This window comes from Halobacillus salinus, assembly GCF_004684905.1.
In the GTDB taxonomy this organism is placed as follows: domain Bacteria; phylum Bacillota; class Bacilli; order Bacillales; family Halobacillaceae; genus Halobacillus; species Halobacillus salinus.
Genome location: NZ_SRJC01000001.1, coordinates 904,204 through 928,948, shown reverse-complemented (window position 1 = coordinate 928,948; position 24,745 = coordinate 904,204). Strand labels below are relative to the sequence as shown.

The following is a 24,745-nucleotide window of genomic DNA, read 5'->3' as shown; positions in this document are numbered from 1 at the left end:
CTACTCTGCAAAGTTTGGATACTGCTTAGGTACTTCCTCATTATTCAATACACGTAGGGTTCCTTCTGTCAGGGCTTCCAATTCATTCTCTCCCGGATATACAAGGACATCTGCAATCCAGTGGACGTGTTTACGAATCTCTTCCACAAACCGCTTACCGTAAGCAAGACCACCCGTCAAAGCGATTGCATCTACTTTCCCCTCTAATACGGCACTCATACTGCCTATCTCTTTAGCAATTTGGTAGGCCATCGCTTCGTAGACAAGCTTTGCTTTCTGGTCGCCATGTTCGACCATTTGTTCCACTTCGCGGGCATCATTCGTATCAAGGTAAGCCATAAGGCCACCTTGTCCGACAAGCTTCTTCATTACTTCATCCCGGTAGTACTGCCCTGAATAGCAGATGGAAACGAGATCTCCTGCAGGAACCGTACCTGCGCGCTCTGGTGAGAATGGGCCATCTCCATGTAAACCATTGTTCACATCAATGACACGACCATCTGCATGGGCACCAACTGTGATTCCCCCGCCCATATGTGTCACGATAAGGCGAGCGTCACGATAAGATTTCTCCAAATCTTTAGCAGCTCTTCTCGCTACTGCTTTTTGGTTCAAAGCGTGGAAAATACTTTTCCGTGGAATCTCAGGTACGCCGGAGACTCGTGCTATATCCTGAAGTTCATCGACGACTACAGGGTCAACAATATAAGCTCCGATGTTCAAATTACGAGCAATTTCGTGCGCAATAATTCCTCCTAGATTGGAGGCGTGTTCGCCGTTATACCCATTCCTCAAATCCTCAAGCATCGCTTCGTTGACTTCATACGTCCCGCCTTCAATCGGACGCAGTAAGCCGCCGCGACCACACACGGCACTAAGCTCACTGATATTCACCCCTTCTTCATCAAGGGAGTCTACGATTACTTGCTTACGGAATTCATACTGATCAATGATACGTTTGAATTGATGAACTTCCTCCGGTTTATGCCGGATTGTTTTTTCTAAGACTACTTCTTCATTGTCAAAGACGCCGATCTTAGTTGAAGTGGAGCCTGGATTTATGACTAGTATTCGATGGGTTTGCACTGTCTTTGACCTCCGTTACTTATTTTCTAGATAGAATGTGGTGTCCGTTTTGCAGGAATTGGCTGCGGGAGCGGCGCATACGTTCAATTCTTTCCTCTGCCATACGGTCTGCAGCTTCATATGTCGGAATACCATCACGACGAGAGATTTCAAATACACGAGATACATTATCGTAAATGGTCTCTACACGCTTCATGGCACGTTCCTTATTGTAACCATGCAGCTCATCCGCTACGTTTATAACGCCACCTGCATTAATTACATAGTCCGGTGTGTAGACGATGCCTTTCTCATGCAAAATATCACCGTGCTTCGTATCTTTCAGTTGGTTGTTCGCTGCACCAGCGATCACTTTCGCCTTCAATTGCGGAATCGTGTCATCGTTAATGGTCGCGCCTAGAGCACAAGGAGCATAAATATCACAATCTACACTATAAATATCATCAGGGTCGACTGCCTTGGCACCGAATTCTTCAACAGCACGTTGAACAGCTTCTTTGTTAATATCGGTAACCACTAAGTGAGCTCCTTCTTCGTGAAGGTGACGGCACAAATTGAATGCAACGTTTCCTACACCTTGAACAGCTACTGTCTTACCTTCTAACGAATCGGAACCGAACCCTTCTTTCGCTGCCGCTTTCATCCCTCTGTAAACACCATAAGCCGTTACAGGTGATGGGTTTCCTGAAGAACCGAAAGCAGGGGAGATTCCTGTTACATAGTCTGTTTCCTCATGAATCAAGTCCATGTCCTGAACCGTTGTTCCTACGTCCTCAGCCGTAATATAACGACCGTTTAACCCTTGAATATAACGACCAAATGCACGGAACATTTCCTCGTTTTTATGTTTTTTCGGATCTCCGATGATAACTGTTTTTCCTCCGCCAAGGTTCAGACCAGCTGCTGCGTTCTTATATGTCATGCCTTTCGCAAGACGAAGAGCGTCTTCGATTGCATCGCCTTCTGTTTCATATGTCCACATACGCGTTCCACCTAGCGCTGGTCCCAGTGTCGTATCATGAATCGCGATAATCGCCTTCAGTCCTGATTGTTCATCTTGGCAAAGCACCAATTGTTCATAGTCGTATTCCGTCATATACTTGAAGATTTCCATTATAAATTCCTCCTATTACTTACTTGATTGTAATGCAAGAGCTAATGAGTACACTTTGCTTTCTGCTGTATCGGCACGTGAAGTGAGCACGATCGGAGCTTTTGCCCCACTGATCACAGCTGCCACTTTGGCACCTGCAAAGTACATGAATGATTTATATAATGCATTGGCAACTTCAATCGTCGGAACGAGAAGAATGTCAGCATTACCAGCTACCTCTGAATTAATTCCTTTTTGCTCGGCAGCCTTACGGTTCACCGCATTATCAAATGCTAGTGGACCGTCCACAAGACAATTCTTGATTTGTCCCCGTCGATTCATTTGAGTCAACAGAGCAGCATCCTGGGTTGCCGGCATAGAAGGGTTGACCACTTCTACTGCAGCTATTGGGGCTACTTTAGGTTCACTCCAACCCGCCTGTCGAGCAACATCTACTGCGTTATTTAAGATATGGACTTTTTCTTCCAATGATGGCGCAATATTCATTGCTGAGTCTGTCAGGAAGATCAATCGATCCTGACTAGGTACTTCGAACAAGGCGACGTGTGAGAGCACCCCTTTACCTCGCAATCCATATTGCTTATCAAGAACAGCTTTCAGTAAACTCTTCGTATCCAAGTTTCCCTTCATTACGACATGAGCCTTGTTTTCATGTACAGCCTTCACTGCCTCTTGAGCTGATTGAGATGCATCACAGTCTACTACCTCAATTCCTGGATGCTCTAAACTTAATGAGATGTTTTTCGCTATTTCTTCTATCTGATCCCGCTCACCAACGAGAAGAAAATGCGCTAGTTCTTTTTCCAGAGCACGTTGTACTGCTTTCAAGACTTCTTCATCTGCTGCTTGAGCAACGGAAACCGTCTTTACATTTGTTCGATCAACGCCCTGGACGAGTTCATCTAATGTTTTCATGTTGTCACCTCTCTAGCTAACCAGTTGTCATTGTGCCAACTGTCGAATAATTGAAAACCCTATCATTTTGATATTCAAAATCATGCAAGCTCTTGCAACTATGAAGAATCTTGCATGCTATTTTTATCTAAACCGTACTTTTCTAGCTTATAGTACAGATTGCGGACTGAGATCCCTAAAGCCTTAGCTGTTTGGGTTTTATTAAAGTGATGGGAACGAAAAGCATCAGCTAGAAGTTTCCGTTCAAAATCATCGACAGCTTGTTGTAACGTTTCTCCAAGCCACGTAGCTTGTGGCTCGACCGAATCACTTGGGTCGGGGTGTAGCTGTGGAAGATGATCAGCTTGAATCGTCTCATCAAGGTTATCCATGTAGATAATGGCCCTGCCTATGATGTTTTCAAGCTCTCTGACATTTCCCGGCCACTCATATGATTCCAGTTTCTCCAATGCTTGCTCATCGATTGTACGCACATTTCGACCATAGTCTTCATTCAAGCGTTCTACGAGATGATAGGAAAGCATTTCGATATCTTTTTTCCGCTCTCTGAGCGGTGGAATATATATCGGTAAACGGTTCAAACGATAATACAAATCCTCACGAAATGTTTTTTTCATGATCGCTTTTTCTAAATTGACATTCGTCGCAGCAATTACTCGGACATCAACATGCACCGGCTTCGTACCGCCGATACGAAGTATTTCATTCTCTTGCAGGACTCTGAGGAGCTTTGCTTGCATTGGCAAGGTCAGTTCTCCGATCTCATCCAAGAAAATGCTTCCGTAGTTCGCTTCTTCGAAGAATCCTTTTTTTCCGCCACGTTTGGCCCCAGAGAAAGCGCCATCTTCGTAACCGAAAAGTTCACTTTCTAGTATGGATTCTGCAATTGCCGCACAGTTCACACGAATGAACTTATTATGTCGCCGCTCACTTTCATTATGAATGGCATGAGCGAACAATTCTTTACCTGTCCCAGACTCACCCCTGAGTAATACGGTAGCCGGTGTCTTTGCCCCGACCTTCGCTTGTTCCAGGGCGAGTGTCATCTCGGATGATTCTCCAATAATATCATCAAAGGTGTACTTAGCCTCTAAGCTCCGAATGATCTGCCTAGCTCTTTTGAGTTCACTTGTAAGAGATTGGATTTCTGAAACATCATGAAGTACTCCGACACTACCTTTCAATTCACCATCCACTATAACAGGAGCTACATTCACCAGCACTTCCCGTTTAGATGGTCCGACTCGTAATCGAACTCCCCGAACCGGTTTTCGCGTCTTCAATACTTTCATGTGCATACTCTCTCCCTCTGAGATATCCACAGTAGCGGGCTTTCCGACGATGTCCTCCTCTTTCAGTCCAGTAATCCGAGTATAGGCAGGGTTAATTACTAAACCGTTTCCATTTTCGTCTACGACAGATATTGCCTCGTCCGACGAATGGATAATTGCTTCTAACATCGTCTTAACTTCTTTCAAGTCCGTGATCTCTTCAGCTAAATCTACTACCTCCGTAATATCTTTGAAGACTGCATAAGCACCGATTACGCGGCCATCTTCCCCAATCATAGGAATTCTTGTTGTGATCACTTTCTTCCCATTATCAAGCTCAAGCTTCTGATTGACTTCTTTCTGTGGAGATTGTATTAAATGAGGCAGCCTTGAGCTAGGGATGACATCGGTTACCGGCATACCGATAATCTGATGTCGTTCCTTACCTAAAATCCGTTCTGCACTTTTGTTCATAAATGAAACGTGACCGTTCTCGGAAATGACAATCATCCCGTCGTGTATACTATTTAAAATCAAGTGTTGGTTATCAGTCTGCTGCTTCAGCTTCTGAACGAGGGATTCTTTCTCTTCCAATAATTCCGATGTAATGTAAGCTACCGAACCTGGAATCAAAACCGTCGTTCTCTTTCGCTCAGCGCGGATCTCTTCGAACACTTCATTATCTCCTGTTGCTTCAATCACAATATCAATGTCTTTATGTATCCATTCACGCCAGTTATCTCCTGTCGCAATCCCGAGCTTCTCAGCAAGAGAAAAACCATTCGCATCAGGATCAATGTCTGTTATGGCAATCACTTTCATCCGATCTGTTTCACTTAGTAACTGCAACAGGGCTGTACCGCCTTTTCCTGCACCGACAATTAATACACGTTTCATTTCATCACACCCTGCAATTTTTTGCGCATTTTTATCATACATGAGTCTGCATTTTTTAGCAAGTGTTCTGTTATTCCTTTGAAGGTCCTGATTTGATATACTGTGAATGGATTAAATTAAGGAGTTAACACTATGAGATTAATTGCTTTACTCATTTTAGTAATGCCTGGAATCTTAGCGGTTTATGGCATTAAATTGATCAGGGACGCCCTATTCGGCGAATTTCACCCTGTCTACTTACACATAGGCTTACAAGGCCTTGTCGGACTCGTCTTTGTCGTGGGAGGAATTGCTTTTATCGGAGGGTTCATATTACACCGTGACCGGAAACGCAACCTGACGAAAGGACGCTTTAAGAATGAAGATTGATCCTATTTAAGGGGGTTGCTCTATGCAAGAGTTTGAATTATTCAAGACACAATATCCTTTCGATTTGCTCAATGATGAAGAGTTTGAAGAAATTTTCGGAGAAGCAGTCGTAAAGGAATACAGCAAAAATGAGTTCTTGATCCATGAGGACCAGGAGGATGATACCATTGATATCCACTTTTTAGTTTCTGGTCTTGCGAAGAATATTATGCACCGTTCGAATGGGCGTCAGCTCTCTGTGCGTTTCTATTACCCGGGGGACTTAGTCGGGATTATGATTCTTTTGACTAGTGGTGAAATGAGATTCTCGGTCCAAGCACTAGAACCAGTAAAAACACTCTGTTTCAACCGTGAGTCATTCCTACAAGTAATGTCTAACAATACGAAGTTTTCCAAAGTCGTAATGGATGGCATCAGTCATTTAATGAAAAGTCTTTACGACGAAGTAAAGTACAAAAGCTCAACTACGGATGAACAAGATGACAGGGAACTGTATAAGAAGCGTGCAGAAGCTTATATGGAGACACCCACTTTCATCCATCCGGATGCTTCTATTGAAGAAGCCGCCCGAATGCTTCAGCAGCAGAAAATAGAAGCATTAATCGTAAGTGACGATGGGAAGACCATGCTTGGCATGATTGGGTATGGAGAAATATTGAAAGCATATTTCGAAAACGATCACCTGAACCCGGTAAGTGCCTACATGGCTGAGGAATCCTATGAAATAAACCAGCAGGAGTTCATTTACGATGCACTCAGTTACTTAAAACACCATCCAACCGAAATAATCCCTGTTCTTCACAAGGATAAAGTTGTCGGTGTGCTGAGACAATCCTCGTTCTTCACTATAAAGAATTCGGTTTACTTCGATTTGACCTACAGAATATCGAATGCAACAAGTGTCGAAGAGATAAAACCGCTTTCCCCTATTCTCAATGTAAGATTTCAACAATTCATTCGCAGCTTGATCAAAGAGAAAATGTTTGCTTATGATATAGCGGAACTTATGACTAATTACAATGATAGGATCCATAAGCAAATAGTCCAAATCGCTGAAGATGAGATGATTGCAGAAGGGCACGGTGCACCACCGATCAATTATTGTTTCCTTGTGATGGGAAGCGAAGGAAGGAAAGAACAATCCTTCTCCACCGATCAGGATAATGGCATGATTTTGGCGGATTATGAGAATTCCAAGAACTACAAACAAATTGAAGAATACTTCCAGATTTTCGCAGAAAAAATTAACCGAATGCTGAATGAGTGTGGTTTCCCTTACTGCAAGGGAGGTATTATGGCCAAAGAAGACAAGTGGCGCCAACAAATGTCCAACTGGCATAAAAGCATCGACCGATGGATTGAACAAATGGACGCAGAAGAAATCAGAGACTTCACTATTTTCATGGACTTCAGACCTATCTTCGGTGACTACTCGCTCGCCTACGATTTAAAGAAATACGTTACGGACCGCGTGAGCAAATCATTGAACCTTCACCAACTTCTTATGAAAGATACGTTAAGGTTCCGCGTACCCGTCCAACCGTTCGGTAGAATTTCAGGTGTAGGAAAGAAACGCACCTTGAACTTAAAGAAATCAGCAATCATGCAAATTGTTAATGCCGTTCGTATCTATAGTATGAAGCATGGAATTGAAGCAATAAACACCGTGAACCGATTAGAGGCATTGGCTGAACAAGAACGTTTCCACCCACGCGACGTCGAAAATGCCAAAACGGCCCTTCACCGACTCATGTTGTTTCGATTAGAAGAGAATTTAGCACAGCTTGAAGAAGATGAAACGCTCTCGAACGACTTGAAGTTGACCCAACTGAAAAAAGACCAACGCCGTTCGTTGAGAGAAGCACTGATCATTGCAAAACGTCTCCAACAAGTTCTTGAGCTAAGCTACAATAGGAATCGGGTGGTTTAATGCTTCCCGTTGACTTACAAATTTTGAAATATATTCTTTTTGAAAAACCAATTTACCACTTTAAGATAAAACCATATTTACACTGGAGTCACTATCAAAGCTTAGAGCAGCAACTAGTCGATTACAAAAGGGACCCACGTATGAAGTATAAATCGCTCGAGGAATTAGATTATACGATCTTCGATTTGGAGACCACTGGATTCCTCCCGGAGATCGGGCACGAAATCATTTCCATTGGAGCTATCCGTATCAATGGATTGGACGCGTGTCACAGGAAGACGTTTCACCAAGTGATCCGGCCGATCCGACCCGTCAACAACCAGACGTTGCGGTTAACCGGACTAACGAGAGAAGGTCTGAGGAATGCAAGTCCGTTTATCGATGGGTTCCAAAACTTTCTCGATTACAGTGAAGGATCTGTTCTGGTTGCACACCCAGCCAAGTTTGATATGCGCTTCTTACAGTCCATGTTAAAGCGGTGGAAACTTCCAGTTTATTCCCCGCCCGTCATCGATTCCCATTTGCTCGCCCAGTGGCTATTGCCATCAGACAAGCACCAACTGGATCCATTATTAAAATATTTTGGAATAGAGAAAAGGGATCGTCACCATGCTCTGAATGATGCGATCATGACAGCAGAATTATTTCGGCAACTCTTATATATGACATTAAACCTCCACATTGAAACATTCGGAGAGCTGGAGAAGATTTTGCAAAAACAAAAAAAAGCGAAGCAAGAGGAATAACCTCTCTGCTTCGCTTTTTTATTTTTCACCAAAGAACACTTTATATAGGGCCTGAACTGCTGGCCCTAACCCTTCTGATTTCACTCCAAACATCATGGATACTTCGGATGAGCCTTGGTTAATCATTTCAATGTTGACTCCCGCTTCCTGGAACGCAGAGGTCGCACTGCTTGCAATGCCGATCGTCTGGTTCATCCCTTCCCCTACAATCATGATCATTGCCATATCCCGTTCAATCAAGACCATATCAACTTGAAGTTCGTCATTGATACGCTGCAAGACAATTTCTTCTTTATCTTTTGGTAGGTGATGCTCGCGGATAATGACGGACATATCGTCTATCCCAGATGGAGCATGCTCGAATGATACCCCTTCGTCTTCCAAAATTTGAAGTAACCTGCGTCCGAAACCAATTTCCCGGTTCATTAAGTATTTGCTAACATAAAGGTTCAAAAATCCTTCGTCACTTGCTATTCCAACCACGTGCTCTTCTCTTTCAGGTAGCTCAGCTACAATCATTGTACCCGGAGCAGTAGGATTATTTGTGTTCTTTATACAGACTGGAATTTTCTCTTTGAATGCCGGTATAAGTGCTTCATCATGAAAGACCCCAAAACCAGCATAGGAAAGCTCCCTCATTTCTCTATAAGTAAGAGAAGTTAAAGGACGAGGGTTCTCCACATACATCGGGTTCACACAAAAGACCGAATCTACATCCGTGAAGTTCTCATACAAATCAGCCTTGACCCCCGCGGCAACGATACTCCCCGTTATATCTGAACCACCTCTAGAGAAGGTCACCAACTGATCTTCTTCAGTAAATCCAAAGAAACCAGGAATCACCAGGGTACCTTGCCTCTCTCTTAACTTATACAATCGCTCGAAGCTTTCTTCTAATACAAGTGCCCCACCAGGCTGATCCTTTACTAAGATGCCTGCCTCTTTAGGATTCACATAAGTTCCTTCATGCCCTAACGTTTGCAGGTACGCACTTACCACCAACGCAGAACCGTCCTCACCACAGGCTTTCAAGGCATCGATTCCAGTCGGGTCCTCACTTCGGATCAGCGCGATCGAATCATCAATCTTTCTCTGGACCTCTCTTAGTACAGATTCATCTAGATTTAAGTCCAGCACGATCTCTTCAAACCTGGAAATGACCTGTCTGTATGCCTCTTCATGATCCACCCCTATTTGCAGTGAATCCCCTAATTGAATAAGCAGGTCCGTTACTTTCACATCGTCACTAGAACGTTTTCCTGGTGCAGATACGACAATCACTCGCCGTTTTTCATCTGACGTAATGATACCCGTTATTTTCTTGATCTGATTTCCACTTGCTACTGAACTTCCCCCGAACTTAACCACTTTCATACACACAACACCCCATTAACGACCTAAAGTATTTAATAATTAAGAATTGTATCACAATAAACAGATGGAAATGAAGTCTTATTTAAAAAAAGTTGATGAATTTCTCACAAAATTGACATTAGATGACAAATTCCTTTTCTATTCATGTATAATGATTACAGGTTTACATCTAACGGAAGGAGGACTCCCCTTGTTGATACGCCGCAGAAACGGCTTTGGAGGCTACTCGTACTACCCCTCAGAATGCGACTTCAATTTAGTTTGTACATACCAACATAGTGGTCACCGCTTCGTGATCATTCAATATCCCGAATTGCCGTTCTGCTATCGTCTGTTCAACCGTCTAGGGATCTTCTTACTCGAACCTCCTCTGCAGAAGTTACTTCATCCTTATTTGAAAGCCATTGATAAAGGCTTTTATGATGATCCAGAACTGGCACACCATATACATACATGGATGGAATATAAATAAAAAAGGCCCTGGCAACTTGCCAAGGCCTTTTCCTATAATTAGCTAGCTTTATGCTCCAAACGCAAGCGGTCAGCAACCATTGCGATGAATTCGGAATTGGTCGGCTTCGCTTTTGTATTGGAGATTGTATAACCGAATAAGGACGAAATCGCATCGATATTACCTCTGTTCCAAGCGACTTCAATCGCATGACGGATAGCACGCTCTACTCTAGATGCTGTCGTATTGTACTTCGTTGCAATGTCTGGGTAGAGAACTTTCGTAATAGAGCCAAGGAGTTCCAAATCGCGATACACCATCGTTATAGCTTCACGCAAATACTGGTATCCCTTAATGTGAGCAGGTACTCCCACTTCATGGATGATATGAGTGATGCTTGTATCCAAGTCAGGCTTCTTCTTAGCAGACGTGTATGTGCTGCCTAAAGCTCGGTTGATCGGGTCTCCAGCATGCTTCAATTGGCGGATCTGTTCTCCTAGGTGGTCTAAATCAAACGGTTTCATCATGAAATAAGAAGCTCCCAGTTCAACCGCTTTCTTCGTAACCTCTTCTTGACCAAAAGCAGTCAGCATAATGACATCAGGTTGGTTTTCGAACTCCTTCAATTTGGACAATACAGCCAGTCCATCCAAATGAGGCATGATTATATCTAAAATAAGGACGTCCGGCTTCTTCTCCTCTACCATTTGCAAACAGTCTTTACCGTTGTAAGAAGCACCCACCACGTTAATATCCTGCGTGTCCTCGAAATATTCCTCAAGTAGCTTTACGAGCTCACGATTATCATCTGCCAAACAAACTTGAATCTTCTCCATTTATTTTTCCTCCTTACGAGTATGGTTCTCTCATCCCTTGCATAAGGTATTCGACAACAGGTAACTTAACCCTTTTTTATTATAACAAAAAAATTTCATTATTTGAGATTATCTTCAAAATGCTTAAAAATACTTTAGAATTCGCATGTTTTCGACAAAACACCTCTTAGTATTGTCGAAATTTGTCGAATCAATTTTACGTTGTCATGTATGTAAAAAAGAGCTCATCTAAGAGCTCTTTAACTGGCTTTTGCTGACTTCTCGTAAATTTCAATCCCGGCTTCTTGTAGCATCCACTCAATGTGTACTCCATATCCGCTTGTTGGATCGTTTACGAACACATGAGTTACTGCACCTACAATTTTTCCATTCTGTATGATTGGACTTCCACTCATACCTTGAACAATCCCACCTGTTTTCTCTAATAATTCCTTATCGGTGACTTTTACGATCATTCCTTTTGTCACTGGTGTTTTCTTCGGCATGTTGCTTACGATTTCGATATCGAACGCTTGCAGTTTGTCACCATTCAGAACGGTCAAAATTTTAGCAGGACCTTCTTCTACTTGATCAGAATACCCAACAGGAAGTCCCTCAGGATAGCGATCATTGTTGATGGTGTCATCTAATTCGCCAAAAATGCCAAAAGGCGTGTTTTTCGTAATGGTACCAAGCCTGTCGTCATTCATCGAAAAGCGGGCCCTTTTCTCACCAGGTACTCCTTGGCTGCCTCTTTCGATAGATGTGACATGGGATTCGACGATTGTTCCTTCATGGATTTGAATCGGCTTTTTCGTATCCATATCAGAAATGACATGGCCCAAAGCCCCGTATTTTTTACTATCCGGATGGTAAAACGTCATAGTACCAATTCCAGCTGCTGAATCACGGACGTAAAGACCTACTTGGTATTCCTGGTCTTTCTCGCTGAAAGACGGTTGTAGGGACGTTGTCATTTCTTCATTATTTCGTTGTAACGTTAATTCGATGGTTTCTCCCGATTTTCCGGACTCCTTCACTAAAGAAGACAAATCCTCCATACTATTCAACTCTTGGCCATTCCCTTTTAATAAGATATCTCCAACTTGTACATTGGCATCTTCACCAGGGGAGCCTTTCTTGTCTCCTTTACCTGCTACAAGATGATGCCCGACTACGAGAACACCTTTCGTATGCAGTTCAACACCGACCGACTGACCGCCCGGAACGAGACGAATATCCTTCATCTCCTGAATCTGCGTTTTCTTTAAAGGTACTCCCGCAACTTCATAAAACACTTGATGATCACTAGCTGATGAAAAAGCTGTCAGTGTTTCATTCGAGGAATCGTTCCAGACTGGCTGAACTTCCTCAGAAGCCATCACTTTGACTTCATCCGGAATGGACAGGTACTTCTGAACAGGGCTTAATAAAGGTAAAGCAAGCATGAACAGCAGGAGAATAGAACCACATATATATTTAAATGTTCTTTGATGGATCACAGGTTCTCTCACTCCTCATTCATCCAATGCCAACTGAGGTGGCTTACTACTAATGTGGTCTCTTCAGCCCTTTTTTAAACGAGCATAATCTGCGTAATTATAGTACGCATTCCCACCAAAAGAAACATTGACCAAGTATAAAAAACGATTTACACAAAAAAATAAACGCAGGAACATTTCCTACGTTTATCTTAACCAAATATTTGGATTCTATTGTTTATGCTGTTTGGCCATGACAAGTAATTCCCGAGCATGCTCAAGTGTTGTATTGGTAATTTCTGCACCTGTAATCATTCTTGATAATTCATCTGCCTTTTCTTCATCAGGTAATTCTCTTACCTTCGTATAGGTCCGATCATTGTCGACTTGTTTCTCGATGCGTACATGCGTGTCAGCCATCGCTGCTACTTGTGGTAAGTGAGAAATACATAACACTTGAGAGCCTACGGAAATTCCGTAGATCTTCTCCGCTATCGCTTGTGCAACACGACCGCTGACACCAGTATCCACTTCGTCAAAAATTACACTTGTCACACCTTGATGACGAGAGAAGATTCGTTTCAGCGCAAGCATAATTCGGGACATTTCCCCGCCTGATGCCACTTTATGTATTTCTTTAAGAGGTTCGCCAGGGTTTGTTGTTATAAGAAACTTCACAAGATCAAATCCATTTGGTAATAGTTGAACTGGTTTCCCATCAATCTCTGGGTCGCCTTCCCTGCCGTCCTTCATCTGGATATCAACAGCGAATGCAGCTTTCTCTAAATAAAGGTCCTTCAGTTCCTCATGAATGGATTGGGACAATTCTTCAGACGACTGGATTCGTAAATCATGAATATCCTTGGCTTCCAGCACGGCATCCTGACCAATTTCATGGATCTGGTTCTCAAGTTTTGACAGATGAGAATCTTTGTTTTTAATCTCATCTATTTCCTCTTCGATCTTGGATGCATATTCCATGATTTCTTCAACAGATGCCCCATATTTTTTCTTAAGTCTGTTGAGCTCATTAAGACGAGATTCAATTTGATTTAGTCGTTCCGGATCAAATTCAAGATCTGCCATTTGACTACTGAGCTGGAAAGTAAGCTCTTCGAGTATATAGTAGGAGTTGGATAGCTCCTCTGCCACTTTGCCCATTTGATCATCAAAATCAGCAATGGACTCCATGGAGCTCATCGCATGACCGACCCAATCCAAACCTCTTTGCTCACCATATAAAGCATTATAAGCGTCATGAACCCCTTGATATATCTTCTCATAGTTCATGAGCTTCTTTCGCTCGTCGCTAAGGTCGTCATCTTCATTCGGAACCAGCTCGGCTTCTTGGAGCTCATTCAACTGAAATTCGAGAAGATCCAAGCGTTGAGCCATTTCTTGTTCATTTTCACTAAGCTCTTTATAGCGTTTTGTAAGAGCTCGGTATTTTTCATAAGAAGCTTGGTACTCTTGTTGAGACTGCTGCAATTCAGGAGTAGAAAATAAATCTAATAATTCAATATGTCGCTCCGGATCCATTAAAGACTGCGTCTCGTGTTGGCTGTGAATATCAATCAAGGTCTGACCGAATTCCTTCAAAATGCCAAGCGTAACAAGTTTCCCATTCACCCGGCAGATACTCTTCCCTTGATGTGTAATAGTCCGATGAAGCACTACCATTCCATCCTCATCGATTTCCACACCAAATTCCCTACCCTTATTATAAATAGGGTGGTCCGGTTCGATAGTAAATAAACCTTCGATCTCTGCTTTCTTCGTCCCATGACGAACGAACTCTACAGATCCTCTTCCTCCTGAGAGCAATTGAATCGCATCAATTATTATCGACTTACCAGCACCCGTCTCTCCCGTCAGTACCGTCAAGCCCTCTTTAAAGTTCACTGAAACATGTTCAATGATAGCAAAATCACGAATAGATAATTCAGTAAGCATGAAACGATCCACCTCAGTTATAGCATATTTAGCAATTGTTCACTAATGGTCTCTGTTTGCTCTTCGCTTCTGCAAATGATCAAACAGGTATCGTCACCACAGATGGTCCCCATAATTTCTTCCCACTCGAGATTATCGACTAATGCGCCGACCGCATTCGCATTACCTGGTAATGTTTTTAAAATAATGAAGTGACCAGCACGATCGATACTGACGAAAGCATCCATCATCAGACGTTTTAATTTTTCGAACGGATTGAACCTTTGGTCTGCCGGTAGACTGTATTTGTAGCGTCCATCCATCATAGGTACTTTTACAAGGTGGAGCTCTTTGATATCTCGTGATACAGTCGCTTGCGTAACGTTGTAACCCATGCCTTTCAATCGATCGACTAATTCGTCTTGCGTTTCAATGTCATCATTGGTAATGAGTTCTCGAATTTTTATATGTCGTTGTCCTTTATTCATGACTTTCCTCCATTTCCATTACCATAAACCATTCCCCCGTGATTTTTGGTTGTAGAATGTTTTTCTTATATTTCGTCACAACATAAGAAAAGGGCTGTAAAAAGCCCTTGGATGATCAAACATCTTACTCTGTCTTCCGCTTATGAGCCTGATGCGCTTCCTTGACTACAGATTTCACATCGACACATTCAGCTACGAATCCTTCTTTTTCGCCATTTGAACGTAAATGGACAAGGAATTCAATGTTCCCGTCCCCACCCGTAATCGGAGAAAATGTAAGGTCTTCAACAGAGTAACCCTGTTCAACTGCAAAAGCTATAATCGCTTCACAAACCTCTTGATGAATAGAAGGATCCTTGATAATCCCTTTTCTGCCGACTTGTTCACGACCTGCCTCGAATTGTGGTTTGATTAATGCAGCGACGTCACCGCCAGCAACTAACAGCTGCTTCAAAACAGGTAAAATCAACCGCAACGATATGAACGAGACGTCAATGGATGCGAAGGACGGATCTCCTTCCGTTAAGTCTTCCTTCGTCACATAACGGAAGTTTGTACGTTCCATAACAACTACTTGGGGATGGTTTCTCAGTTTCCAATCGAGCTGGTTGTATCCTACATCGATTGCATAACTCAGCTTAGCACCGTTTTTCAAGGCACAATCTGTGAATCCTCCTGTCGAGGAACCGATATCGACCATGATCTTGTCATTCAAATCGATATCAAAAGTTTTCAAAGCTTTCTCAAGCTTCAATCCGCCGCGGCTGACATAAGGAATAGCGCTTCCTTTTACCGTAATCGGTAAATCTTCACTCACCTTCAAACCCGGCTTGTCTAGTCTGTTTTGTTCAGAGAATACCAATCCAGCCATGATCGTACGCTTCGCTTTTTCTCTGGTTTCGATATATCCTTTTTCTACTAATAAAACATCTAACCTTACTTTTCTAACCATATGTCAAGCCCTTTGCTGTTTACTTGGAATCATTTCTTTTAAATTGGAAGCGATTTGATCAGATGTCAAACCGATCTCTTCCCATAGTTTCTTCACACTTCCGTGTTCGATGAAACGATCAGGAACTCCCATACGCTTCACCCACTGAGACGTATAATTGTTATCTTCTTTGAACTCGAGGACACTCGAGCCGAAGCCACCTTGAAGGACACCCTCTTCTACCGTCAGGATTGGAAGTTCTTCCTTCATAATGTCATGAAGCATTGCCTCATCGAGAGGCTTAATGAAGCGGGCATTGACGACACGAACCGAACGACCTTCCTTCTCCAACTCACGACTTGCTTCTAGCGCCATATCAATCGTCGTACCAAAGGTTAGAATGACCGCGTCCGATCCTTCTTTCAAGACTTCCCAACTACCGATCGGAATCGTCTTCGCATCTTCATCTGTTGCTACGCCTTTTGCATTGCCCCGAGGATATCGGATGGCAATCGGTCCATCGTTATATTCAACGGCTGTATGGACAAGGTGTTGTGCCTCATTCTCATCCTTAGGCATCGTAATGACAACGTTTGGAATAGATCTCATAAAGGCGATGTCAAAAACACCTTGGTGCGTTTCTCCATCAGCACCGACAAGTCCAGCTCGATCTATACCGAAAATGACATTCAGGTTTTGACGGGCAACATCATGAATGACCTGATCGTAGCCACGTTGTAAGAAAGTAGAATAAATCGCAAGGAACGGTTTCATACCTTGTGTAGCTAGTCCAGCAGAAACGGTTGTTGCGTGCTGCTCTGCTATACCTACATCATATAACCGATCCGGGAATTCCTCGCCGAACTTATCCAACTTGGACCCGAGAATCATAGCAGGTGTAATGGCAACGATCCGATTATCCGTCCTTGCTTCCTTAGCAAGTGCATCGCTGACAACCTGACTCCAAGCAGGCGGAGCATCGACTGGTTTGATTTTCTCTCCAGACTCGATCTTGTATGGCCCAACTCCATGCCATTTGTCTTTTACATCCGATTCAGCAGGGTGGTATCCTTTCCCTTTTTGGGTGACGACATGAACAATCACCGGACCGTCCGTTTTCTTAGCGTAATTCAAGCTTTCCAATAAATCATTAAAGTCATGACCATCAACTGGTCCGTAGTAAGTAAAGCCTAATTCTTCGAAGAACATACCAGGGACAACGAAGTACTTCATGCTATCTTTCAAGCGTTCCGCTGCTTTAGCCAACTTCCCTCCAACAGCCGGTACTTTCTTCAGTAACCACTCCAGGTCTTCTTTTGCACGGTTGTATTTACCTGCACTGCGCATTCGGCCCAGTGCTCCGTGCAAAGCCCCTACGTTCTTCGCAATAGACATTTCATTATCATTAAGGATAACGGTTACATTTTTTTTCTCATGTCCGATGTGGTTCAAAGCCTCTAGAGCCATGCCTCCAGTAAGAGCACCATCCCCTATAACAGGGACAATCGAATGGTCCTCATTCTTCAAATCTCTTGCGATCGCCATTCCCATCGCACCAGACAAAGAAGTGGAGCTATGTCCTGTTTCCCAGACATCATGCTCACTTTCATTTCGTTTCGGGAAACCGCATAAGCCTTCGTACTGTCTAAGCGTACTGAACTGGCTTGCTCTTCCAGTAAGAATTTTATGGATATAGGATTGGTGTCCGACGTCCCACAAGAAACGGTCTTCCGGACTTTTGTAAACTTTGTGCAGGGCGAGTGTTAATTCCACTACGCCGAGATTTGCTCCCAAGTGACCGCCCGTATCAGCCAGGTTTGTAATGAGAAACTGACGAATTTCTTCGGACAGCTCCTCTAGTTGGTTGATTGTCATCTCCTTCAGAAATGAAGGGTCTTGAATTTTGTTCAGATCCATCAAAGGACCCCCTTATCGTGATCTTTTTATTTTTTATTGGAGGAAGTTGTTTTGGGTAATACCCTGATCTTAAGCTTTGATTCCATCCACGAAATCAACCGGGCAGCGAAGAAGATGATTTTTGTGGATGAATGAATAGCAAAGAATTTGCCTAAGGCTTTTCCTCCTACAGTGAGTGCTGCTACGATACTTGTCAAGATGACCGAGATAGTAATTTGAACAGTGGACCCTTCGGTGTATCCCATCCCATTCGCGAGTTGAAGGACCACCATACCCGATGCTGTACCACTCACTATACCAGATATATCCCCTATAACGTCGTTACAAAAACTAGCGAATCGATCTGCGTTTCTTACAATGACAATCGCTTCTTTGGCACCTGCCACTTTTTCGGAAGCCATGGCGTGAAACGGTGTTTCTTCTGCCGCCGTAGCTGCTATACCTAGCATATCAAAAAACACGCCGGTAAATACGATGACAAACACAAGAACCAGACCTATAAACCAGATGACTCCACTTAAAACAGAGTTTGATATAACTGAAAAAATAGCCGCTAACACAAAAGTGATAACGGCAATACTTATACTGAATTTGATTGATTTTCTTAATTTGTTATCCATTCTATACCTCTATATTCAGTCTTAAACCTTCGTATGTAGCGAAAGGAATGGTCACAACCCAGGTAAAAATTGCGGCTTAGGTCTAGTAGGTTTTCCCAATCGAATACCGAGTGTCACCACTCTGGCGGTTCCCCTTTAAACTCGATTCAGTACCGTTTCCGAATACTGGACTAGATTGCCACTTAGTCCGCACTATAATTCCTGAATCATGTCCTGAATGTGAACAGCCTAGGGGATTTCCCCGACAGCCTTTAACCGTTCCTTAGCCTCTTTTGCAGTTCTGATTTCATATAGTTCACACATCTAACGCTTGGTGGCCATCCGAAGTGTTTGATGCTCGCCATACTATAATCCCCTCAGAACCACTCAAGGCAGGCTACGCTGCGCATAAAGATATTACTCCTTATGCTGCAGGTTCATACCCCATTTCATAAGGAAATCTAGCTTAGACATCCTTACAAAGATGGGCCTCCGCGGAAGCAGGGTCAACGCCCACATGCCTTTGTGGATCGCCCTGCGACCTTAACTCCCAGCATCGACCCAAGGCTGGGCGCCTCAAGCCAACACAAGGAACTTCATCGATGTGCCCTTTGGCGGATTTTTAGGCCCGCCTTCAGGGACGGAGGGCCGACTAGAATACTGCACCATTCCTTTTCTATTCTTAATATACCACAATCAGTGTCTGTGCTCAATCAAAACCATCAGTGGTCTCGACGGCTTAAATAGTCGATCAGTTCTGACAATACTGACTCGTTGACTCCAGCTTTTTCGAGTGATTGTTCGGCCACACGAACATAATACTCTTTTTGTTCTTTAGCACCATCTAAACCAAGGAGTTTAGGGTATGTGCTCTTGTGATTCCCCTCATCGCTTCCTACAGGTTTTCCGATTTTATCTGCATCGCCCGTGATGTCTAGAATATCGTCTTGAATTTGGAAAATCAGACCTAATGCTTCGCCCATTTTCTCCATTTCAACCATATCCTCAAGGGAGGCATCGCCGATATAGGCCCCAGCCATCACTGCAAAGTTTAAGAGACGCCCAGTTTTATTCCTATGGACATATTCTAATTCTTCCAGAGTAATTTCCCTGTTCTCGCTTTGCATATCGAGCATCTGTCCTTCGACCATTCCACGCGCACCACTTGCTTTGGATAATTCCCTGATCAAATGAATCCGTTGCTCTGCTGTCAACTCTGTATCTTCAGCAATCACTTGAGAACTCAAAGTGAGCAGCGCATCGCCTGCAAGAATTGCAGTTGCCTCATCGAATTTCTTATGGCTCGTCGGCATACCACGTCTCATATCGTCATCATCCATTGAAGGCAAGTCATCATGAATGAGCGAATACGTGTGAATCATTTCTAACCCACTTGCCACAGCCAAAGCTTTCTGTTCATTTGCACCAAACGCCTCCGCCGTTGCCAAAAGAAGGATCGGTCGGAGACGTTTTCCCCCGGCCTCAATGGAATAGTGCATGGCATCTTGCAATCTACCAGGAAATGAATAATCACGAACCAAGGATTGCAGCTGGTGATTGATGAGATTACGTTTTTCAAGAAGGTACTGTTGAAGATCCAACTTACTCGTCCTCCTGAATAGTGAAGGGCTCAAATTCTCCATGCTCATTCATGATTTGCTGCATCTGCTTCTCGACGTTACCCAGTTTTTCGTTACAGACTTTGGATAACTTCATTCCTTCTTGATAGTATTGAATGGCTTTCTCAAGAGGAACGTCACCTGATTCAAGCTTTTCAACCAGTTCCTCCAACTGCTTCATTGCCTCTTCAAAACTCATTTCTTCTTTTTGTTCAGCCATGATCTTCCTCCTTTTTATCCAGCACTTCGACTTCCAACGATCCATCTGCAAGTTTTACTTCTAATTGATTTCCTGTATCTACGTCATTGACACTCCGAAGGACTTCTCCTTCTCTTGTAAATGGAATGGAATAGCCTCGCTTCATAACTTCCAAAGGGTTTAGAAGGGAAAGTTTGTCAATGTTGCTGTTGAAACGATCTTGTTTCCGCATGAAGATTTGATTAAATTGAGCAGAAAGCTGCTTCGTTTCGTTCGTTAATTTAACCCGCAGTTCTTTAACTTTGGTTGCAGGCGCTTGTTGACTAAGACGCTTATTCAAATACCCCCATCGGTCATAGGCTTGTCGATTGGCCAACTTGATCTGCTTTGTCATTTGTTCCATCGTACGATCGAGATCCTGCTCTTTCTGTCTCATCAATTGTTCGGGATATTTAAAAGCGTAAGACTTCTGCAGCCGAGATAACTTCTGCTTTTCTTCCGAGTATTGAACAGACATAGCACGTTTTAAACGCTGTCTTAAATTTTTCGCTTGATCACGCAATTCAACAATGGACGGAACCGCTAGCTCTGCAGCTCCGGTTGGGGTCGCAGCTCTTACATCCGCTACGTAGTCACTAATCGTCGTGTCTGTTTCGTGTCCAACTGCAGAAATGATAGGGACGCGAGAGGCGGAAATTGCCCTTGCCACCCTTTCCTCATTGAACCCCCACAGGTCTTCGATAGAACCTCCGCCTCTTCCAACAATCAGCACATCACAATCCATCTTCTCATTTGCATAGTGTATGGCTTTCGAAACAGAGTCAGCCGTTCGCTCACCTTGGACCATGACAGGTAACACTGTAATCGGCACGATAGGATATCTTCGGTTAATGGTCGTTATAATATCCCTGACAGCCGCTCCAGTAGGAGAAGTGATCACTCCGATGTGATTTGGATATGTAGGGATAGGCTTTTTACTTTCTGCTGAGAAAAGCCCTTCCTTTTCCAACTTTTCTTTAAGTTGCTCAAAAGCCATATAAAGGGCCCCAACACCATCTGGTTGCATCTCCTTGATGTATAGTTGATACTGTCCCATCGGCTCGTACACATTGACTTCGCCTCTGACAAGCACATTCATTCCGTTCTCGGGAACAAACTTCAAACTGCGATTCTGACCAGCAAACATCACAGCCTGAATTCTAGCACTCTCATCCTTTAAGGAAAGGTACATATGCCCCCGGCTATGATGCTTGAAATTAGAAATCTCCGCGCGCAGCCAAACAGTTTTCAGGTGTGGATCACCTGAAAGTTTTCGCTTAATATACTTCGTTAAGGCTGTAACCGTTAAATACTGATCGTTCACAGAAAAAACTCCTTATTGGACGTTGTGAATTTGCTTAGCTGCTTTGATTGTATTATGAAGTAGCATCGTAATGGTCATGGGACCTACACCTTTTGGAACAGGTGTAATATAGGAAGCGACTTCCTTGGCAGAATCAAACTCCACATCTCCTGTCAACTTACCATCTACACGGTTTACGCCGACGTCGATTACGACTGCCCCTTCCTTAACATCCTCACCGGAAAGAAGGTCCGCTTTTCCTGCAGCAACAATTAAGATGTCTGCTTTTTTCGTGTGAGAGCGAAGGTCTTTTGTACGGGAATGGCAATGAGTGACTGTTGCGTTTTCGTTCAAGAGCAATTGCCCGACAGGCTTACCTACTAAGTTACTTCTACCTACAATGACGACGTGTGCGCCTTCAAGTTCTATGTTAGCCCGTTTGAGCATGACTAGAATGCCATAAGGTGTGCATGGATAAAATGTATCTTGTCCAGTCAGCATTTTTCCAACGTTACTAGGGTGGAACCCATCCACGTCTTTCTTAGGATCGATTGCTTCAATCACAGCTTGGTCATCAATATGATCTGGTACCGGAAGCTGAACTAGAATTCCGTGAACCGTATCATCTCCGTTAAGCTTCTCAATCAAAGCAAGCAGCTCATCTTGTGACGTGCTTTCTGGTAATTCAATCAAGTCGGAATCCATTCCAACTTTAGCAGATGCCTTTTGCTTTCCTTTAACGTAGGACATCGAAGCAGGGTCTTCTCCGATAATGACTACTACAAGCTTCGGGTACACATTTTGTTTACTTAACTCTTGTACTTCCTGTTTCATTTCAGAACGCAATTCTTCTGCTAACACATTTCCATAAATGACTTCCGCCGACATTCTAAATCCCCCTCAAAAAAATTGTAATCTATTAAAGCATCTTAGATAGTACACCATTTACAAACTTACCGGAGTCTTCCTCACCGAATATCTTCGCTAGTTCAACCGCTTCGTTGATGGCCACCTGATTTGGGACTTCTTCATTGTGCTTCATCTCATAAGCAGCCATGCGGAGGACGGTCTTCTCCACATAAGGTAGGCGGTCGAAGGACCAATTGTCTAAGTGGTCTGAAATCCAACCATCCAGTTCCATACGGTGTTCGATCACCCCGTGTACGAGGTCATGCAAAAAGTGGTCGACTACCGGATCTTCAACGACATGTTGAATTGCCTCATCTGTATCCATTTCGTTGTTATTCATTTGAAAAAGCGCTTGAAAAGCTTTTTCTCTGGCTGTGCGTCGTTTCATGATCATTTCTCCTTTTTCTCATATCCGTTAGAATAATACCATTTTAGCTTAATAAATGCCATTGAACAAAGGAAGTCTCAGGAATCCGACTACAAACTTCCTCTGTAAAAGGGACAAATAGCAACTTAATGACGAAAGAAAAAAGTCAGAAAGGGCTTCCCCCTCTCTGACTTCTTCCCAATTACATTTCGTCGTCTATTTCCAATTCTCCCTCTTTAGACTCCATTTGGATGCCTACTACATGGACATTAATTTCGTTAATTTCGAGGGCTGTCATGTTCTTCAATGCTTGCCTAGTGTTATCTTGAATCTTTTGAGCCGTATCAGGAATGGAGATTCCATAATCCACGACGACAAATGCGTCGATCAAGATGCCATCTTCTGTCAACTCGACTTTTACACCTTTGCCATGGTTTTTCTTCCCAAGTCGCTCTACAACACCTGAGGCAAAATTACCTCGCATCGAAGCGACTCCTGCTACTTCAGAAACAGCAATCCCTGCAATAACTTCGATGACTTCGGGTGCAATTTCGATATTGCCAAGTGTCGAACCAGCTGTTACATTCAACAATTGCTTTTCACTCATCGTGACCACCCCTTATTAGGATTCATCTTTCATTATAGTATATTTATCCAGAAACTTCGTATTAAAGTCTCCTCCAACAAAAACTTCATGTTCCATCATTCTCTGATGGAAAGGAATCGTTGTGTGGACTCCTTCAATGACGAATTCATCAAGGGCACGTTTCATACGACGGATTGCTTCCTCACGATCACGTCCGTAAGTGATCAATTTCGCAACCATAGAATCGTAATATGGCGGAATCATATAACCAGGATATGCTGCGGAGTCAACTCGGACCCCTAGGCCACCTGGTGGCAGGTACATATCAATTCTTCCTGCTGAAGGCATAAAGTTCTTATGCGGATCCTCCGCGTTAATACGGCATTCTATAGCCCAGCCTTCAAACTCAATTTCTTCCTGTGTGAAAGAAAGTTTCTCATTATTTGCTATCAATAACATTTCCTTAATGAGATCTGTTCCAGTCACCATTTCCGTAACAGGATGCTCTACTTGAATACGTGTATTCATTTCCATAAAGTAGAACGTTTCTTCTTTTTTATCGTAGATGAACTCTACCGTTCCTGCGCCAGAATAATTCACTGCAAGTGCAGCTTTCACGGCTGCATCTCCCATTTTCTCACGCATGGCTGGCCCTATAGCGGGTGAAGGTGTCTCTTCAATCAGCTTTTGCAGTCTACGTTGAATCGTACAGTCACGTTCTCCTAAATGAACAGCGTTTCCGTGGTTATCTGCTAACACTTGAATTTCAACGTGACGGAAGTCTTCGATGAATTTCTCAAGATAAACACCCGGGTTACCGAATGCAGTCTCCGCTTCCTGCTGAGTCATACGGATTCCGTTTTTTAAATCGTCCTCATCACGAGCGACACGGATCCCTTTTCCTCCTCCGCCTGCAGTAGCTTTGATAATGACCGGATAACCGATCTCTTCTGCTATGCGTAGCCCTTCAGCTTCATCCTCAATAATTCCTGTAGACCCTGGTACTACTGGCACACCTGCTTCTCGCATCGTTTCGCGAGCTACGTCTTTTGTTCCCATTTTTTGAATAGCATAAGCAGACGGTCCGATGAACGTAATATTGCACTCTTCACACATCTCAGCGAATTCGGCGTTCTCTGATAAGAAGCCGTATCCTGGGTGAATGGCATCCGTTTCAGTCAACGTTGCAACGCTTAGAATGTTCGTATAGTTCAAATAACTATCCTTACTCAATTTAGGTCCTACACAATAAGCTTCATCTGCTAGTTGAACATGCAAAGCTTCTTTATCCGGTTCTGAATAAACCGCAACCGTTTCAATTCCCATTTCTTTGCATGCACGAATGATACGTACAGCAATTTCTCCTCTGTTCGCAATCAATACTTTCTTAATCATTGTATTCAACAC

Annotated in this window: 23 protein-coding genes; 4 read left to right on the top strand and 19 right to left on the bottom strand. The window is 43.3% G+C overall.

The genetic code is table 11. The features are described 5' to 3' along the window. From buk to E4663_RS05025, 4 genes are all read right to left on the bottom strand, one after another. Window positions 1–1,086 carry a butyrate kinase gene (gene buk, locus E4663_RS05040; RefSeq protein ID WP_135326839.1) on the bottom strand — a complete coding sequence of 362 codons (1,086 nt, stop codon included), beginning with the start codon at window positions 1,084–1,086 and terminating at the stop codon, window positions 1–3. A 19-nt stretch (window positions 1,087–1,105) separates the two neighbouring features. Beyond that, on the bottom strand, window positions 1,106–2,200 hold the full coding sequence (gene bcd, locus E4663_RS05035; RefSeq protein WP_079479783.1) for a branched-chain amino acid dehydrogenase: 1,095 nt from the start codon (window positions 2,198–2,200) through the stop codon (window positions 1,106–1,108). 15 nt (window positions 2,201–2,215) lie between these two features. Then, window positions 2,216–3,115, bottom strand: a complete 900-nt coding sequence (gene yqiS / locus E4663_RS05030; RefSeq protein WP_135326838.1) for a phosphate butyryltransferase — start codon at window positions 3,113–3,115, stop codon at window positions 2,216–2,218. A gap of 98 nt (window positions 3,116–3,213) precedes the next feature. Next, window positions 3,214–5,283 carry a sigma 54-interacting transcriptional regulator gene (locus tag E4663_RS05025; RefSeq protein WP_135326837.1) on the bottom strand — a complete coding sequence of 690 codons (2,070 nt, stop codon included), beginning with the start codon at window positions 5,281–5,283 and terminating at the stop codon, window positions 3,214–3,216. Window positions 5,284–5,415: 132 nt separating this feature from the next. Here E4663_RS05025 and E4663_RS05020 point away from each other — a divergent pair, with 132 nt between their 5' ends. The 3 genes from E4663_RS05020 (at window position 5,416) to E4663_RS05010 (ending at window position 8,328) form a co-directional block, all read left to right on the top strand. After that, the gene (locus E4663_RS05020) at window positions 5,416–5,652 is read left to right on the top strand and encodes a DUF2627 domain-containing protein (protein WP_079479780.1); all 237 of its coding nucleotides are present in this window, start codon (window positions 5,416–5,418) and stop codon (window positions 5,650–5,652) included. A gap of 22 nt (window positions 5,653–5,674) precedes the next feature. After that, complete coding sequence (locus E4663_RS05015) at window positions 5,675–7,582, top strand: DUF294 nucleotidyltransferase-like domain-containing protein (protein WP_135326836.1); 1,908 nt, start codon at window positions 5,675–5,677, stop codon at window positions 7,580–7,582. A 140-nt stretch (window positions 7,583–7,722) separates the two neighbouring features. After that, entirely contained in the window at window positions 7,723–8,328 is a 606-nt protein-coding gene (locus E4663_RS05010) for a 3'-5' exonuclease (RefSeq protein ID WP_241657109.1), read from the top strand. 18 nt (window positions 8,329–8,346) lie between these two features. On the opposite strand, the gene E4663_RS05005 is transcribed toward E4663_RS05010, so the two are convergent. After that, window positions 8,347–9,702, bottom strand: coding sequence for an aspartate kinase (locus E4663_RS05005; protein ID WP_135326835.1), 1,356 nt, complete (start codon window positions 9,700–9,702; stop codon window positions 8,347–8,349). 190 nt (window positions 9,703–9,892) lie between these two features. Between E4663_RS05005 and E4663_RS05000 the strand changes: the two genes are divergently transcribed. Further along, window positions 9,893–10,174, top strand: a complete 282-nt coding sequence (locus E4663_RS05000) for a hypothetical protein (RefSeq protein WP_135326834.1) — start codon at window positions 9,893–9,895, stop codon at window positions 10,172–10,174. Window positions 10,175–10,212: 38 nt separating this feature from the next. Here E4663_RS05000 and spo0A read toward each other — a convergent pair whose 3' ends face one another. The 14 genes from spo0A to accC all read right to left on the bottom strand — a co-directional run bounded on the left by spo0A (window position 10,213) and on the right by accC (window position 24,733). Next, the gene (spo0A, locus tag E4663_RS04995; RefSeq protein WP_079479775.1) at window positions 10,213–10,989 is read right to left on the bottom strand and encodes a sporulation transcription factor Spo0A; all 777 of its coding nucleotides are present in this window, start codon (window positions 10,987–10,989) and stop codon (window positions 10,213–10,215) included. Between the two features lie 239 nt (window positions 10,990–11,228). Beyond that, a complete protein-coding gene (gene spoIVB / locus E4663_RS04990; protein WP_168927344.1) occupies window positions 11,229–12,467 on the bottom strand; it encodes a SpoIVB peptidase in 1,239 nt (412 codons plus the stop codon). 213 nt (window positions 12,468–12,680) lie between these two features. Next, entirely contained in the window at window positions 12,681–14,402 is a 1,722-nt protein-coding gene (gene recN, locus E4663_RS04985) for a DNA repair protein RecN (protein ID WP_079479773.1), read from the bottom strand. Window positions 14,403–14,419: 17 nt separating this feature from the next. Further along, on the bottom strand, window positions 14,420–14,869 hold the full coding sequence (gene ahrC / locus E4663_RS04980) for a transcriptional regulator AhrC/ArgR (protein ID WP_079479772.1): 450 nt from the start codon (window positions 14,867–14,869) through the stop codon (window positions 14,420–14,422). Window positions 14,870–14,993: 124 nt separating this feature from the next. Further along, window positions 14,994–15,821, bottom strand: coding sequence for a TlyA family RNA methyltransferase (locus E4663_RS04975; RefSeq protein WP_135326833.1), 828 nt, complete (start codon window positions 15,819–15,821; stop codon window positions 14,994–14,996). Window positions 15,822–15,824: 3 nt separating this feature from the next. Beyond that, the gene (dxs, locus tag E4663_RS04970; protein WP_135326832.1) at window positions 15,825–17,717 is read right to left on the bottom strand and encodes a 1-deoxy-D-xylulose-5-phosphate synthase; all 1,893 of its coding nucleotides are present in this window, start codon (window positions 17,715–17,717) and stop codon (window positions 15,825–15,827) included. A gap of 26 nt (window positions 17,718–17,743) precedes the next feature. Beyond that, on the bottom strand, window positions 17,744–18,337 hold the full coding sequence (locus E4663_RS04965) for a hypothetical protein (protein WP_079479769.1): 594 nt from the start codon (window positions 18,335–18,337) through the stop codon (window positions 17,744–17,746). Between the two features lie 701 nt (window positions 18,338–19,038). Further along, window positions 19,039–19,959: a polyprenyl synthetase family protein gene (locus E4663_RS04960; RefSeq protein WP_135326831.1), complete on the bottom strand. Its 921-nt coding sequence runs from the start codon at window positions 19,957–19,959 to the stop codon at window positions 19,039–19,041. Then, window positions 19,919–20,155: an exodeoxyribonuclease VII small subunit gene (locus tag E4663_RS04955; RefSeq protein ID WP_079479767.1), complete on the bottom strand. Its 237-nt coding sequence runs from the start codon at window positions 20,153–20,155 to the stop codon at window positions 19,919–19,921. The genes E4663_RS04960 and E4663_RS04955 overlap by 41 nt, the downstream gene beginning before the upstream one ends. Further along, window positions 20,148–21,497 (bottom strand): exodeoxyribonuclease VII large subunit, encoded by a 1,350-nt coding sequence (gene xseA, locus E4663_RS04950; RefSeq protein ID WP_135326830.1) that lies wholly within the window; start codon window positions 21,495–21,497, stop codon window positions 20,148–20,150. Before xseA ends, E4663_RS04955 begins: the two co-directional genes overlap by 8 nt. Window positions 21,498–21,509: 12 nt before the next feature. Next, complete coding sequence (gene folD / locus E4663_RS04945; RefSeq protein ID WP_079479765.1) at window positions 21,510–22,364, bottom strand: bifunctional methylenetetrahydrofolate dehydrogenase/methenyltetrahydrofolate cyclohydrolase FolD; 855 nt, start codon at window positions 22,362–22,364, stop codon at window positions 21,510–21,512. A 31-nt stretch (window positions 22,365–22,395) separates the two neighbouring features. Further along, on the bottom strand, window positions 22,396–22,773 hold the full coding sequence (gene nusB / locus E4663_RS04940; protein WP_079479764.1) for a transcription antitermination factor NusB: 378 nt from the start codon (window positions 22,771–22,773) through the stop codon (window positions 22,396–22,398). A 181-nt stretch (window positions 22,774–22,954) separates the two neighbouring features. Then, complete coding sequence (locus E4663_RS04935; RefSeq protein WP_079479763.1) at window positions 22,955–23,359, bottom strand: Asp23/Gls24 family envelope stress response protein; 405 nt, start codon at window positions 23,357–23,359, stop codon at window positions 22,955–22,957. Window positions 23,360–23,374: 15 nt separating this feature from the next. Continuing rightward, window positions 23,375–24,733: an acetyl-CoA carboxylase biotin carboxylase subunit gene (accC, locus tag E4663_RS04930; protein WP_079479762.1), complete on the bottom strand. Its 1,359-nt coding sequence runs from the start codon at window positions 24,731–24,733 to the stop codon at window positions 23,375–23,377. Window positions 24,734–24,745: the final 12 nt, after the last annotated feature.

Coding starts and splice junctions, on each gene's coding strand:
- E4663_RS04965 (WP_079479769.1), bottom strand. CDS start 18,337: ATGGATAACAAATTAAGAAAATCAATCAAATTCAGTATAAGTATTGCC.
- ahrC (WP_079479772.1), bottom strand. CDS start 14,869: ATGAATAAAGGACAACGACATATAAAAATTCGAGAACTCATTACCAAT.
- spo0A (WP_079479775.1), bottom strand. CDS start 10,989: ATGGAGAAGATTCAAGTTTGTTTGGCAGATGATAATCGTGAGCTCGTA.
- E4663_RS05025 (WP_135326837.1), bottom strand. CDS start 5,283: ATGAAACGTGTATTAATTGTCGGTGCAGGAAAAGGCGGTACAGCCCTG.
- accC (WP_079479762.1), bottom strand. CDS start 24,733: ATGATTAAGAAAGTATTGATTGCGAACAGAGGAGAAATTGCTGTACGT.
- folD (WP_079479765.1), bottom strand. CDS start 22,364: ATGTCGGCGGAAGTCATTTATGGAAATGTGTTAGCAGAAGAATTGCGT.
- nusB (WP_079479764.1), bottom strand. CDS start 22,773: ATGAAACGACGCACAGCCAGAGAAAAAGCTTTTCAAGCGCTTTTTCAA.
- E4663_RS04975 (WP_135326833.1), bottom strand. CDS start 15,821: ATGGTTAGAAAAGTAAGGTTAGATGTTTTATTAGTAGAAAAAGGATAT.
- dxs (WP_135326832.1), bottom strand. CDS start 17,717: ATGGATCTGAACAAAATTCAAGACCCTTCATTTCTGAAGGAGATGACA.
- recN (WP_079479773.1), bottom strand. CDS start 14,402: ATGCTTACTGAATTATCTATTCGTGATTTTGCTATCATTGAACATGTT.
- E4663_RS05015 (WP_135326836.1), top strand. CDS start 5,675: ATGCAAGAGTTTGAATTATTCAAGACACAATATCCTTTCGATTTGCTC.
- E4663_RS05020 (WP_079479780.1), top strand. CDS start 5,416: ATGAGATTAATTGCTTTACTCATTTTAGTAATGCCTGGAATCTTAGCG.
- E4663_RS05005 (WP_135326835.1), bottom strand. CDS start 9,702: ATGAAAGTGGTTAAGTTCGGGGGAAGTTCAGTAGCAAGTGGAAATCAG.
- yqiS (WP_135326838.1), bottom strand. CDS start 3,115: ATGAAAACATTAGATGAACTCGTCCAGGGCGTTGATCGAACAAATGTA.
- E4663_RS04955 (WP_079479767.1), bottom strand. CDS start 20,155: ATGGCTGAACAAAAAGAAGAAATGAGTTTTGAAGAGGCAATGAAGCAG.
- E4663_RS05010 (WP_241657109.1), top strand. CDS start 7,723: ATGAAGTATAAATCGCTCGAGGAATTAGATTATACGATCTTCGATTTG.
- bcd (WP_079479783.1), bottom strand. CDS start 2,200: ATGGAAATCTTCAAGTATATGACGGAATACGACTATGAACAATTGGTG.
- E4663_RS04935 (WP_079479763.1), bottom strand. CDS start 23,359: ATGAGTGAAAAGCAATTGTTGAATGTAACAGCTGGTTCGACACTTGGC.
- E4663_RS04960 (WP_135326831.1), bottom strand. CDS start 19,959: ATGGAGAATTTGAGCCCTTCACTATTCAGGAGGACGAGTAAGTTGGAT.